13 protein-coding genes, 1 pseudogene and 1 riboswitch are annotated in these 14055 nt (G+C 42.0%); of the genes and pseudogenes, 12 read left to right on the top strand and 2 right to left on the bottom strand.

What is annotated here, in order from left to right; all coding sequences use genetic code 11:
* Positions 1-98: 98 nt before the first annotated feature.
* Positions 99-1292, bottom strand: coding sequence for a bifunctional phosphopantothenoylcysteine decarboxylase/phosphopantothenate--cysteine ligase CoaBC (gene coaBC / locus PESP_RS14695; protein WP_089348700.1), 1194 nt, complete (start codon positions 1290-1292; stop codon positions 99-101).
* 145 nt (positions 1293-1437) lie between these two features.
* Here coaBC and radC point away from each other — a divergent pair, with 145 nt between their 5' ends.
* From radC to PESP_RS14675, 4 genes and pseudogenes are all read left to right on the top strand, one after another.
* Positions 1438-2112: a RadC family protein gene (radC, locus tag PESP_RS14690; RefSeq protein ID WP_089348699.1), complete on the top strand. Its 675-nt coding sequence runs from the start codon at positions 1438-1440 to the stop codon at positions 2110-2112.
* 270 nt (positions 2113-2382) lie between these two features.
* The gene (gene rpmB / locus PESP_RS14685; RefSeq protein ID WP_004587946.1) at positions 2383-2619 is read left to right on the top strand and encodes a 50S ribosomal protein L28; all 237 of its coding nucleotides are present in this window, start codon (positions 2383-2385) and stop codon (positions 2617-2619) included.
* 11 nt (positions 2620-2630) lie between these two features.
* Positions 2631-2786 (top strand): 50S ribosomal protein L33, encoded by a 156-nt coding sequence (rpmG, locus tag PESP_RS14680; protein WP_004587947.1) that lies wholly within the window; start codon positions 2631-2633, stop codon positions 2784-2786.
* 160 nt (positions 2787-2946) lie between these two features.
* Positions 2947-3974 (top strand): annotated as a pseudogene (locus PESP_RS14675) (IS3 family transposase).
* Positions 3975-4066: 92 nt separating this feature from the next.
* Here PESP_RS14675 and PESP_RS14670 read toward each other — a convergent pair.
* Complete coding sequence (locus PESP_RS14670) at positions 4067-6205, bottom strand: TonB-dependent receptor (RefSeq protein ID WP_174694389.1); 2139 nt, start codon at positions 6203-6205, stop codon at positions 4067-4069.
* Between the two features lie 84 nt (positions 6206-6289).
* Here PESP_RS14670 and PESP_RS14665 point away from each other — a divergent pair, with 84 nt between their 5' ends.
* The 8 genes from PESP_RS14665 to PESP_RS14630 all read left to right on the top strand — a co-directional run bounded on the left by PESP_RS14665 (position 6290) and on the right by PESP_RS14630 (position 13904).
* A complete protein-coding gene (locus PESP_RS14665; RefSeq protein WP_089348698.1) occupies positions 6290-6703 on the top strand; it encodes an acyl-CoA thioesterase in 414 nt (137 codons plus the stop codon).
* 111 nt (positions 6704-6814) lie between these two features.
* Positions 6815-7213, top strand: coding sequence for an META domain-containing protein (locus PESP_RS14660; RefSeq protein ID WP_245852086.1), 399 nt, complete (start codon positions 6815-6817; stop codon positions 7211-7213).
* A gap of 106 nt (positions 7214-7319) precedes the next feature.
* Positions 7320-7425, top strand: a riboswitch (TPP riboswitch).
* Positions 7426-7567: 142 nt separating this feature from the next.
* Complete coding sequence (gene thiC, locus PESP_RS14655; protein ID WP_089348696.1) at positions 7568-9520, top strand: phosphomethylpyrimidine synthase ThiC; 1953 nt, start codon at positions 7568-7570, stop codon at positions 9518-9520.
* Positions 9521-9609: 89 nt separating this feature from the next.
* Positions 9610-10611, top strand: coding sequence for an FAD-dependent oxidoreductase (locus PESP_RS14650; protein WP_089348695.1), 1002 nt, complete (start codon positions 9610-9612; stop codon positions 10609-10611).
* A gap of 7 nt (positions 10612-10618) precedes the next feature.
* Positions 10619-10813: a sulfur carrier protein ThiS gene (gene thiS / locus PESP_RS14645; protein WP_089348694.1), complete on the top strand. Its 195-nt coding sequence runs from the start codon at positions 10619-10621 to the stop codon at positions 10811-10813.
* 5 nt (positions 10814-10818) lie between these two features.
* Positions 10819-11610: a thiazole synthase gene (locus tag PESP_RS14640; protein ID WP_089348693.1), complete on the top strand. Its 792-nt coding sequence runs from the start codon at positions 10819-10821 to the stop codon at positions 11608-11610.
* A gap of 13 nt (positions 11611-11623) precedes the next feature.
* Positions 11624-13162, top strand: coding sequence for a thiamine phosphate synthase (thiE, locus tag PESP_RS14635; RefSeq protein ID WP_089348692.1), 1539 nt, complete (start codon positions 11624-11626; stop codon positions 13160-13162).
* Positions 13155-13904, top strand: a complete 750-nt coding sequence (locus PESP_RS14630; protein ID WP_089348691.1) for a HesA/MoeB/ThiF family protein — start codon at positions 13155-13157, stop codon at positions 13902-13904. The genes thiE and PESP_RS14630 overlap by 8 nt, the downstream gene beginning before the upstream one ends.
* Positions 13905-14055 lie beyond the last annotated feature (151 nt).

Raw genomic sequence — 14055 nt, 5'->3', positions numbered from 1 at the left:
CCTTCCTTTTTTATTAGTTATTCTTAGCTGGGGCTAGTCATTTTCTGTTCAAATGAGTGGCTTATGTTAATGTTTTATTCAGTTTGTTTCCAGCATTTTTATAGATGTTTAGCGAGCTGTTCGATCACTTGATGTGCAATTTCTGTTTTACTTGTTGCTGGTAATTCTAAGCTTTGATTATGCCAATAAAGTGTTAAAGCATTATGATCGGAGTTAAAACCTAAACCACTTTTTGATACATCATTTGCGCAAATCATATCTAAGTTTTTGTTTTTAAGTTTACCCTTTGCGTAGCTCTCTACATTTTGTGTTTCGGCTGCAAAACCTACTGTATAAGGGCGGCTTTGCTCTAAGCTAGCAACGGCGGCAACAACATCGGGGTTTTTAACAAGGGTAAGGGTGAGCTCATCGCCTTGTTTTTTCATTTTTTGAGTAGCGACATTCGCTGCTCTGTAATCAGCTACGGCGGCGCAGCCTATAAAAGCGTCAGAATGTGCGGCATAGGTTAATGATTCATTTAAAAGTTGCTCTGCACTTTCTATGTTTATTAAATTAGCGCCGGCAGGGGCTTTAATAGTCACCGGGCCTGAAATTAAATTAACCTTAGCACCAAGCTCTAATGCGGCTTGTGCAAGGGCATAGCCCATTTTTCCTGAACTGTGGTTTGATATAAAACGCACAGGGTCAAGTGGCTCACGTGTTGGGCCTGCGGTAATGGTAAGTGTTTTACCCGTTAGTATTTGTGGCTGCTCTGTGGCTGTGCACAGTGCGACTAGTTCGTGTGGTTCTAACATGCGCCCAGCGCCTACATCGCCACACGCTTGCTCGCCTTTACCTGGACCCCAAATTAGTACATTGCGAGATTTAAGCGTTGCCAAATTAGCCTGTGTAGCAGGGTGTGCATACATTTGCTGGTTCATTGCAGGCGCTACGGCTACTTTTGCTGGTGTAGCCAATAGCAGTGTAGTGAGTAAGTCATCGGCAATACCTGCGGCCATTTTAGCTATAGTATTGCTGGTTGCAGGCGCCACTAAAATTAAATCAGCCCACTTGGCAAATTCTATGTGGCCCATTGCCGCCTCTGCAGATGGGTCAAGTAATGAGTCAGACACCATTTCGCCACTTACAGCTTGCATGGTTAACGGGGTGATAAAGTGTTTAGCTGATTCGCTCATAACGACTTTTACTTCGCAACCAGCGTCTTTTAAGCGCCTAACGAGCTCTGCACATTTATAGGCTGCAATACCGCCGGTTATGCCAAGGACAATTTTTTTGTTTGTTAAGTTAGTCATGAGTGTTTTTCAGCTTGAGTTTATATGCAGGCTAAAATAACAAATCTTTGTGCTTTGAGCTAAGTTTTTAAGATTAAATAATCAGGCTAATTTTAAAATTTGCATTACAGTTATATGACTGTTTTTTAATCATCAAGGATGAATAATGCAATTAACATCGTTACCTAATTCACTGCGCCCACGTGAAAAATTAATTGCAAAAGGCCCTAAAGCGCTCACTGATGCTGAGTTACTGGCTATATTTTTACGTACTGGGTTACCAGGAATGAATGTGATAGAGCTTGCCCAACACTTACTTAACGAGAATAAAACACTGCATAATTTATTTAATGCCAGCCAAGATGAGTTTTGTGCGCAAAAAGGTCTAGGCATGGCTAAATATGTGCAGTTACAAGCTGTACTTGAACTAAGCCAGCGTTATATGCAAGAGCGCTGCCAGCGAGAGGCTGTGTTTAATTCCCCCAATGCTGTGTACGAATATTTAACCATTCAGATGCGTGGATTACAGCAAGAGGTATTTATGGTGCTTTACCTCGATAGCCAAAACCGCTTAGTAAATGATGAAGTACTTTTTTATGGCACCATTAATTCTGCCAGTGTTTACCCAAGGGAAGTTGTTAAGGCGGCACTTAAAAATAACGCAGCGGCCGTTATTTTAGCTCATAACCACCCAAGCGGTATTGCTGAACCAAGCCAAGCTGACAAACTTATCACCAATAAATTACAGCAAGCGCTGCAATTGGTAGACATAAATGTGCTTGATCACATCATTGTGGGAGGAGAAACCTGTGTTTCTTTTGCTGAGCGAGGCTTGATTTAACCCTGCTTGATGAATAAGTGTGTTAAAAATGAGCGGTTTGAGGCATTTTAGCAAATTAGTTTAATTTAAATGCAGTTTTTACTTTCCCTAAGGGCTTTCGATCTTTATAATTAGCCGCTATCAAATTTACATATGAGCTGGTTGGATAGATCAGTATTTGATCTTTGCCTGTAAAAGCTGTATAAAGAGCGCCCTTCGATTTATCTAGGGCACAAATACATGGCCTTAGGTTAAATTAAGCTCGAGCGAAGTTATTGGAGATATATAGACATGTCTAAAGTATGTCAAGTTACAGGTAAGCGTCCAACGGTTGGTAACCACCGTTCACACGCGAGAAACGCGACTAGACGTCGTTTCCTACCTAACCTACAAACACACCGTTTTTGGGTTGAAAGTGAAAAACGTTTTGTAACACTACGCACTACTACTAAAGGTATGCGTATTATCGATAAAAAAGGCATCGACGCGGTACTTACAGATATCCGTGCTCGCGGCGAAAAAGTTTAAGGAACTGAATCATGCGCGATAAAATCCGTTTAGTTTCAACTGCTGGTACTGGTTTTTTCTACACTACTGACAAAAACAAGCGTAACATGCCTGAAAAGATGGAAATCAAAAAGTTCGATCCTAAGGCTCGTAAACACGTGATTTTCAAAGAAGCTAAAATCAAGTAATTTAGTTTTCTTTCAGAATTGTAAAAACCCAGCTTATGCTGGGTTTTTTGTTTTTTAAAATCACATACTCGTAATGTATACGCCAACTTGCGCTAAAATTTAGGCATAAAAAACCTTGCAGGTAAAATCCACAAGGTCATTGTTTTACTGATCTGACTCCATAAAAGTAGTGCAGGGGTCGCTAGACTCACACGGCAGCGTTAGAATGACCGCTAAAAAAATACGGTATTCATCCCTATATGCTATCAAGCTGGAGAAGTAAAATGATCTCAAAAGAAGAAGCTAATCCACTTAAAAACAAAGGCCCAGAAAAATCATATAAAGACCTTGAGGACGTGCAGTTGGAGAACGACGTGTTAAAAAAGGTGAGGTCCTACTTCGACAGCCTAGAAGAATAAGGTTTCACTATACCCATCAGACCGCTTCGGCGAAGAAAGCAATAAGTAAGTTATGTGCGTAATTATCTGTCTCTAAGGTAGGGTATTACAAATGGCTGAAATAGTCGTTAAACCCAGTTTCAGGAAAAATGATTTATCACTTCAGTTTTTAATAAAAAGAAGTAATGAAGAGCACTGCATACCTGGTTACAGAAAATTGTGGCAAGCCGCTATAGCCGACGGATATGATTGCAGTAAAGGCAGAGTGCAGCGTTTATTACAAAGCGTAGGTTATCGCTCTAAATCAGGTAAGCGTCGCTACACGAGTGGCAATAAAAAGCAGGGTTTTATAACGACAGAGAACTTACTTGTTCGTCAATTTGATGTTGAAGAGCCTAAAAGTGTATGGGTGTCGGATATAACTCAGGTGCGCTGTAAAGAAGGCTGGCAGTACTTATGTGTCATTTTTGATTTATACTCACGCAAAGTTGTAGGCTGGGCAACAAGTCGAATTAATAGAGCGGGTTTAGTGATTAAAACACCCAAGAAGGCTTGGAATGTACGTAAACCAAACGGCCAAAGATTCTGAACAAGGGAGCCAATATAGAGAAAAGGAGACTATATCGTGGTTGAACAAACTAGGTGTAACGATTAGCATATCGAGAAAGGGAAACAGCTGGAATAATGCCTGTTCAGAAAGTTTTTTTGCTCAGTAGGAAAAGAATGGATGAGTAATCTAAATGAGCTGAGTCGTAGCGAAATGACAAATTAAAGTCGTTTTTATATTGAGAATTACTACAACTCAGTGTGAATGCATGGGACGATTGGAAATGCTAGTCCCATACAATATGAATCAATGAATTAAAACCCCGTGTCTACTTTATCGGCGTCAGATCACACAGCTTATAGTTCTAGCGTAAACGTTACGCCGGCTACTCTTGGCTCACCTAATTGAACATAGGTGTGTGTAGCATAACCATCAAGTGGGTCGTTACCAAACTCAAAGCCGCGTGTTGGTACTGTTTCGTCAAACACGTTACGAGCCCATGCGCGTACTGCCCACATATCAGCTTCGTAGCCAAAGCTCAGGTTAACTAAATTGCTGCTTGGCGCTTGTGAGTTATGACTATCTGAGAAGTAATAATCGTCCTTACCTTCAACACCAATCATCCCGTATAGTTCATTCGTAAAGTTATAACGTGCGCTAAATGCGTATTGGTATTTAGGTGATTGCGCTTGCTCACGACCATCTTGGTTTAAAGGGGGTTGATAGATGTCAGTCCTAGCAACAAAGTCATCAATTTCTGTATTTAAGTAACCTGCACTACCGGTTAAGAATAAATCTTCAGTAAGTTGGTAACTGCCTTCAATTTCTAAGCCGTAGTTACTGCCAGAGCTTGCATTATCAACATAGCTGGTAAATTGTTGATCTTCTATCAACCAGCCTTTTAGCTGCATGTTATCACGGTGCATGTAGAATGCGGCTAAGCGAAGTGTAAACTTGTCATCAAGTGATGAGCCCTTAACACCAAATTCACCACTCCATAAATATTCAGGATCGAAACTGGTGTGCTGCTGGAGAAAATCAGCGCTTAGGCTTAAGCCCTCATCTTTAGCTTTAGCCAGTGCTTCTGAGTTAATGCCGCCGGCTTTGTAGCCACGAGTAATGCTTGTGTAGATCATGGTGCGATCAATCACTTGGTACTCAAGTGCTACTTTACCGCCAACCATTACGTCGTCGGTATCTTCAATAAAGCCGTTGCTGTCGGTGTAATCACCTTGATATTGTTCAACACGTAAACCCGCAATTAATGTTGTTTTAGGACCTATTGGGTTCGCAATTTGGCCGTAAATCGCGGTATTACTTACTTCATATCGAGAATTAAAAGTTTGGTACTCAGCAAACTTTCTACGTTGACGGTTAAGGTCTATATCACGCTCTTGGTAATACGCACCCAAGACCCAATCTTTTAACTTTCCATTAAATTGCAACTCAACTGCTTTATCATCACGTTCCCGATAGTAAGTATCTTGGTAGCTATAGCCCCAAGGGTGTAAGCCTGCCGCACATAATTGTGGCTCGCTTGCATCGTTACATACCCAGTCTTCATCAAAGCTGTAAAGTAGCTCTGTATCAATGGCTGATAGGTTTAAACTTACGTCAAAGGCATTAAAGCCAGTGTAGGTATTATTAATACCAACGGCGTAGCTTTGTTGGTTATCTTGGCCCGGCTCGTCGGCTACACTATTACGGCTGTTATCGAGCGTGAACGCATCGTAACCGTTGTTTATATCAATGTAATGTAGGTTTAACTCAGTGTTTAAATGCTCAGTAAGTTGGCTGTTTAATTTAAAGCGGGCTACTTGCTCATCTTGTTGTTGAGTTTCGTCGTTTAAATATAGGTTATCTACATAGCCATCTGATTTTCTACGAAAGTAGCTTACGCGTGCGCTTGTATCATCCGTTAAGCCAGTACTTGCTGCAAGGCCTGCCTCACGTGAGTTGTATGTGCCCATACCCACTTGTAATTTTAAACTCGGATCGGCGGTGGCTTGTGCTGATCCCATTTGGATCATACCGGCCATGCCATCTGCACCAAAACGTGTGCCTTGCGGGCCGCGATAAATTTCTACTTGGTCAATATCAAATAATAATGAGCTACCACCAAGGCCTGAGTAGTTAATGCCGTCAATAACTAAACCAACCGATGGGTTAATTGGGTCTACAAATTGTGAACGAAGTCCCACACCACGAATTTGGATATAACGACCACGAGAAGCACCTGAAGTAAAGTTTACGTTTGCAGTGCTACCTAACATTTCGTCTAAGTAACTTGCGCCACGCTGGTTAATTTCAGACTCGCTGAATAGGCTTGCACTGGCGCTTAGCGTTTGAATGCTTTCACGTTGAAAGTCGCCCGTTACAACGATTCTTTCAAGGTCGCTGTCATCAGCATGAGCTACAAGTGGTGCACTAATTAGCGGTAAAAGTGCGGCAGTAATTAAAGACAAACGTAAGTTCATTGGGTTACTTAACTCCATTTTAGGGACTCGTATGGTAGCAATTATTTCAACACATGTGCTATAAACGCGGCAATTATACGTTAAATAATCAGGATTACTAATATGACCTTTAAAGTTGACTTTAAAGTACGCCATTACGAATGTGACTTACAAGGAATTGTAAATAACAGTGTATATTTTAATTATTTAGAGCACGCACGCCATGAATTTTTATTTGCCAATGGTGTTGATTTTGCTTTGCTTGCAAAACAAAAAGTTAATTTAGTGGTAATACGCAGTGAAGTTGATTACAAGCACTCCCTTGTGCCTGAAGATGAGTTTTACGTATCAGTAGAGCCTGAGCGTATAAGTCGCTTAAAGTTTGCGTTTAAGCAAGCAATTGTGCGCAAAAGCGATGAAAAAGTAATGCTGCAAGCAAGAGTAATTGGTACATCGGTTAACGAAAAAGGCCGCCCATTTTTGCCCCCAGAAATGGATAATTTATTTAAAAACTCAGACTTAAATTTAGCTGTTTAACTTTTAAACTACCATAGAACAAAAATTTACATTTAAAACATGCATTTTTAACGGAAAAACCGTATAAAAATTGTTACTATTACCGCAATTAAATATTTAGTTAGTAATAGCATGAAATTAGCAGCGATACCGATGCTTTTAATCGGTTTATGTATTGGTTGTACAGCCACAGGGACGGTGACCTCTGAGCAGCTAAAATATACACAATGGCAACTATCAAAGGTTGATGGTTTAGCTATTCCAGCATCTTACACTGCGTCAATGAGCTTTATTGAGGCGTTGCAAGTAAACGGTTTTGCCGGATGTAATAAATTTTTTGGCGAAGGTGAACTTGAAGGTAGCAACATTAGTATTAATAAGCTTGGCATGACACGTAAGTCGTGCGGGGCAAATATTGATGAGTTTGAACAGCAATTTTTACAGGCTCTAAGAGAGGGCGCACAGCTTACAATGCAAGGCCAGCAACTAGTTATGCAAGGCGAGCAAACCTTTGTGTTTATTGCAAAGTAACTTAATGAGTATTTAAAGTTGCCCCTTGCAGGCAATTTTTAACTGGCGTACACTCAGCGCAGATTTGCTAAAAAGTACTGCAAATCAACGAACATAATTTATATATTTTTACTTGTCGGAGTGCCTTAAATAATTAAGGCTGAGATCGCGAAAGCGGGATCCGTGAACCTGATCAGGTTAAAACCTGCGTAGGGAACAAGCTGCCTAAAACGGGACGCTTGTGCGTCTTTTTTTATGCGCACAACAAAATGTCACCTTATTAGGCTGCAAAGTAGCACTGCAGCTGCTTTACGATCTTTCTCTATTCCTTTATGGAATATCTGACAAGACAACCCTTTAGCAATGAGGTAAGTCATGTCAAACACTACAAATAAATCAACACGTCGAGAAACGCGCGCAGCCGCGTCTGAATACATTTATAACTTAACGGGCCAGCCGTTTCCAAGTTCGCATAAAGTATATGTACAGGGTAGCCAGCCAGGCGTGCGTGTAGGTATGCGCGAAATAACTCTAAGCGACACCTTTATCGGCGGCACCGACGAAAACCCTGTGTATGAACCAAATGAACCGCTACGTGTTTACGATACATCGGGCCCGTATACCGATCCTAATTTTGAATTAGATGTACGCAAAGGCTTACCTAAATTTCGTGAGCAATGGATACAAAACCGAGACGACACCGAAATACTCGACTCGGTAACTTCACAGTTTGCACAGCAGCGTATGGCTGATGACGGACTTGATCATATTCGTTTTGAACATTTACCAAAAATTCGCCGTGGTAAAGCGGGTAAAAATGTAACGCAAATGCATTATGCTCGCCAAGGCATTATCACCCCTGAAATGGAATATGTGGCAGTACGCGAAAACATGGGACGTGCACAAATTCGTGAAGAGTTATTAGCAGCCCAGCACAAAGGCGAGTCGTTTGGTGCAAGTATTCCTGATTTTATTACCCCTGAATTTGTACGCGATGAAATTGCACGAGGCCGCGCTATTTTACCTAATAATATAAACCACCCAGAAACCGAACCAATGATAGTAGGGCGTAACTTTTTAGTAAAAGTTAACGCTAATATTGGTAATTCATCAGTAAGCTCATCAATCGAAGAAGAAGTAGAAAAAATGGTGTGGTCTACCCGCTGGGGCGCCGACACCGTAATGGATTTATCGACTGGGCGTTATATTCACGAAACGCGCGAGTGGGTAGTTCGCAACTCACCAGTGCCCATTGGCACAGTACCTATTTATCAGGCGCTTGAAAAAGTAAATGGCGTGGCCGAGGATTTAACGTGGGAAATTTTCCGTGATACGCTTATAGAGCAAGCTGAGCAGGGCGTTGATTACTTTACTATTCATGCCGGTGTACTGCTTCGCTATGTGCCTATGACGGCAAAACGCGTAACCGGTATTGTATCGCGCGGTGGCTCAATTATGGCTAAGTGGTGTTTAGCACACCATAAAGAAAACTTTTTATACACCCACTTTGAAGACATTTGCGAAATTCTAAAACAATATGACGTGTGTTTTTCACTTGGTGATGGCCTTCGTCCAGGCTCTATTGCTGATGCCAACGATGAGGCGCAATTTAGTGAATTACGTACGCTAGGCGAGCTCACTAAAATTGCATGGAAGCACGACGTACAAGTATTTATAGAAGGCCCAGGGCATGTGCCAATGCACATGATTAAAGCCAATATGGATGAGCAATTAAAACATTGCGACGAAGCCCCATTTTATACCTTAGGCCCATTAACGACCGACATAGCACCAGGGTACGACCATATAACATCGGGTATAGGCGCTGCACAAATAGCATGGTACGGCTGTGCAATGCTTTGTTATGTAACACCAAAAGAGCATTTAGGCTTGCCTAATAAAGAAGATGTTAAAGAAGGCTTAATTACCTACAAAATTGCAGCGCATGCCGCCGATTTAGCTAAAGGCCACCCGGGCGCGCAAGAGCGCGATAATGCCTTATCAAAAGCACGCTTTGAATTTAGATGGCACGACCAATTTAACATTGGTTTAGACCCTGAGCGTGCCCGCGAATACCACGATGAAACCCTTCCGCAAGAGTCAGGCAAAGTTGCGCATTTTTGCTCTATGTGTGGCCCTAAGTTTTGTTCAATGAAAATAAGCCAAGAAGTGCGTGATTACGCTAAAGACTTAGAAGTGCGTGGCATTGATCCTAATAATGCAGGTGAAACCATAGAGATCAAAATGATTGATGTAGAAGCGCAAATGAAAGCTAAATCTGAGGAGTTTAAACAAACAGGCTCAGAGATTTACCACAAAGCGATATAAGCCATATAGGGCTTGGGCTACGAGCAATAAAGTAAGTACCTTATTGCTCGTTGCCAGTTATTTGCAGCGCGCGGCTAATAGGAGATTTTATGTTTTATAACATTGCTGTGGTGGGTTTTGGTTTAGCAGGACGCTTAGCAGCGCTTGAACTAAGTAAGTCGCACCATATAACGGTGTTTGAAGCAAGTGATGAGCACACCCAAAATAGCGCCGGTAAAGTGGCTGCGGCAATGCTTGCCCCACTTGCTGAGTCGGTATTGTGTGAAGCCGATTTAGCCATTATGGGGCTAAACTCACTAAAGCGCTGGCCAGAAATAATAAGCGAGCTTGAAGGTGACGTATTTTTTCAGCAGCAAGGCACATTGGTTGTTGCGCATCAGCAAGATAAAGGTGACCTACAAAGCTTTACTCAGCGAATAAAGCCAATAGCAGAGCACAGTGCTCAGGCATTAAATGCTCAGCAAATAGCGCAGTTAGAGCCAGAGCTTGCAAACCGCTTTAGCCAAGGTGTGTTTTTACCTTGCGAAGGGCAAATAGATAACCAAGCCTTTTATAAAGCAAGTTTTACCCTGCTTAATAAGCGCAAAGTTAAATTTTTTTTTAATCAGCGAGTAACCATTAAAAACGGTGAAATTAATAACCGCGCCTTTGATTATATTATTGATTGCCGAGGGCTTGGTGCTAAAGCTGATAAACCACTCAGAGGGGTGCGCGGAGAAGTCGCAAGGTTACAGGCACCAGAGGTTAATTTAACTAGGCCGGTACGTTTAATGCACCCGCGCTACCCAATTTACATAGCGCCAAAGCCTAATAATGAATATGTAATTGGTGCTACCGAAATAGAGTCTGATGATAGCGGCCCTGCAACTGTGCGCTCAACGCTTGAGTTACTCTCGGCCGCTTACACAGTGCACAGTGGGTTTGCTGAGGCTCGATTACTTAATATTCAAACCGGCTTACGCCCGGCATTTAGCGATAACCGCCCTGTGGTTTTAAAAAAGGGGAATGTAATTAGCATTAATGGCTTGTACCGCCACGGTTATATGTTAGCGCCGGCTTTGGTGGCCGATGCAGTTTCAAAAATAGGGTGAGTAATAAATGAATATAACAATTAATGGTGAGCTGCTAACTATTAAAAGTGCAGCGCTTGTTGAGATATTACAAAACTTTGGTGCACAACCTCCCTATGCGGTGGCGATTAATGGTGAATTTATTCCACAAAGTCAGCACGGTAACTATGTACTTAATGAAGGCGACAGTGTTGAGTTGCTGTCACCCATTCAAGGCGGATAAAGCTCATGCAAACTAAAGACTGTTTAACTATTTACGGAGAGCAAATAAATAGTCGTTTATTAATCGGCTCTGCGCTTTATCCCTCTCCTGCTGTTATGGAAGAATCTATAAAAGCCTCAGGGTCACAAATAGTAACTGTGTCATTAAGGCGGCAGCAAAGCGCGGCGGCGGGGGATGATTTTTGGCAATTAATTAAAAATACCGGCCTTAAAATACTGCCTAACACAGCCGGGTGCCACAGTGTGAAAGAAGCCGTTACGCTTGCTAAAATGTGCCGTGAAGTATTTGCTACCGATTGGATTAAGCTTGAACTAATAGGTGATGACTACAACTTACAGCCCGACCCATTTGCGCTGTTAGAGGCAACAAAAATATTAATTGATGATGGCTTTAAAGTACTACCTTACTGCACCGATGACTTGGTACTTTGCCAGCGTTTAAATGAGCTAGGCTGTGAAGTGCTTATGCCATGGGGCGCGCCTATTGGCACCGGTAAAGGGCTTTTAAATAGTTATAATTTAAAAATAATTCGCGAACGCTTACCCAACACAACTTTAATTGTAGATGCTGGCCTTGGCTTACCTTCACATGCCTGCCAAGCGCTTGAATTAGGGTATGATGCGGTATTATTAAATTCAGCGATTGCTGGGGCGGGTTGCCCAATTACGATGAGTCGTGCATTTAAAGCTGCGGTAGAAGCAGGGCGCTTTGCGTATAAGGCAAAAGCAATGCCCGAAAAAGACTTAGCGGCCCCATCAACCCCCACAATGGGCATGCCGTTTTGGCATCAGCAGTAAGGAAATAAAGAGTATGAATAATTTAGTGTGGACAATTGCCGGATCTGACTCAGGCGGTGGTGCAGGTATTCAGGCCGATATAAAAGCAATGCAAAGTTTTGGCGTGCATGGTTGTACTGCAATTACCGCGCTTACGGCGCAAAATAGCTTAGGTGTAGAGGCTATTAACGCGGTATCTACCGATATTATTGAATCGCAATTACTAGCGCTCGAAAGCGATATGAAAGCCAAAGTAATTAAAATTGGCATGTTAGCTAATGTGCAGCAAATTCAATTAATAAGTGAGCATATAGCGCATTACAAAGCTAAATGGCCTGTACCGCCTGTGATTGTTTACGACCCTGTTGCTATTGCCTCAAGTGGTGACGTATTAACAGAAGAAGATACCGTAAGTGCTATTAAAGAATGCTTAATGCCGCTGGTGGATGTAATAACGCCTAACACCCACGAAACTCAATTATTAACAGGCGTGTATTTAATTGGCCCAAGTGCCGTTAAAGACGCCGCGAATAAGCTGCTAAGTTGGGGTGCAAAAGCGGTTGTTATTAAAGGGGGGCATTGGGATTACCCAAGCGGCTACTGTATTGATTATTGTGTAAATAATTTTACGCAAAATGGTGAAGAGTATTGGCTTGGTAATAAAAAAATTCAAAGCCCTCATAGCCATGGTACTGGTTGCAGTATGGCCTCGGTAATTGCCGCGTGTTTAGCAAAAGACTACCCGCTAAAAGATGCCTTTATTTTAGCTAAAGCTTATATAAACCAAGGCTTAAAGCAGTCAGTTAGATACGGTGAAGGAATAGGCCCTGTTGCGCATACTGCTTTTCCTACAAATTTAGATGATTTTCCACAAGTGATTGAGCCAGGCAGTTGGCTTGGCGATGAGCTTGATTTTGATGTGCCGCTTGAATTTAATATGGCTGCTGATTTTGCACCTTGTGAAAATAAAACACTCGGCTTATATGCTGTGGTTAGTAGTATTGACTGGTTAACTAAATGCTTAGAACAAGGCATTAAAACAGTGCAGCTACGCGTTAAAAATAAAACCGATATTGAGCTTGATGAACTCATAAAACAGGCAGTTGAACTGGGTAAAAAGTACTGCGCGCACGTATTTATAAATGACTACTGGCAGTTAGCCGTAAAGCACGGTGCTTACGGCGTGCATTTAGGTCAAGAAGATTTAGATATTGCTAATTTAGCCGCCATTAAAGACGCAGGTTTAAGGCTTGGGCTTTCGACTCATGGCTTTTACGAAATGCTCCGTGCGCACAACTACCGACCAAGTTATATGGCATTTGGCGCTATTTACCCAACCACGACCAAAGATATGACAGGGCAAATACAAGGGCTCGATAAACTTAAAAAGTTTGTGCCATTAATGCAAAGCTACCCAACGGTTGCCATTGGCGGAATAGATTTAACCCGCGTAAGCGAAGTTGCACATACCGGCGTAGGCAGTGTTGCGGTAGTAAGAGCCATTAGTGAATCGGATGATTATATTGCTGCGATTAGTGCGCTACAAAGTGTTATAAACCAGCCCAATGGATAAGCTCAGCGATAAAGAAACCCTGCGTTATAGTCGTCATTTATTATTAAAAGAAGTGGGGCTAGAAGGGCAGTTAGCGTTAAAGGCTGCAACCGTTGCTGTAGTCGGTGCGGGCGGTTTAGGTAGCCCCGCACTTTTGTATTTAGCGGCGGCGGGTATTGGTACGCTTATTTTAATAGATGATGATGCTATTGAGCTTTCTAACTTGCAGCGCCAAGTGCTTTATAAAGTTAATCACTTAGGACAAAGCAAAGTAGCAGCTGCAGGCAAAGTATTAACAAGCCTTAATAATCAAATACACATAGTGACGCACAATAAAAAGCTTGATGATAATAACGCGGCTGAGCTTTTAAATAATGTCGATGTAGTGCTTGATTGCTCAGATAATTTTGCCACGCGCTATAGTGTTAACCGCTATTGTTTTGTTAATAAAACACCGTTAATTGCAGGTGCTGCACTGGCAACGAAAGGGCAGTTAATGGGGTTTGATTTTAGGAAAAATAATAGCCCGTGTTATGGCTGCGTTTTTGCAAAAAGTGACTCTGCGCCCGTGGTAAATTGTAGTAATGCGGGTGTGATAAGCCCTTTATTGGGTGTTATTGGTTCTATGCAGGCACAACTTACACTTAATATATTATTAGGCCACGTTGAGGGGAGTGTGTTTATTACCTTCGATGCGCTGAGCTTTAAGCAGCAACATTTTAAAGTAGTTAAAGATTTAAACTGTAAAGAGTGCGGTGGATAAAGTATGAGGTAATTCGCGGGGGAAGCCATGAGAAGCTGCGCTTCTAACGTGAGCAAGCTCCACGTCTTGTATTTCCCATTGATAAAAGAGAAATAGTAGTCTAATACAAAACATAAGTTAGTGTAGAAGAGAAGCTTGCTGATGTTAATAT

Origin of the sequence: Pseudoalteromonas espejiana DSM 9414, assembly GCF_002221525.1 — a bacterium.
GTDB lineage: Bacteria > Pseudomonadota > Gammaproteobacteria > Enterobacterales > Alteromonadaceae > Pseudoalteromonas > Pseudoalteromonas espejiana.
The sequence above is the reverse complement of the archived record's forward strand: the minus strand, read 5'-3'. Positions and strand labels throughout refer to the sequence as shown.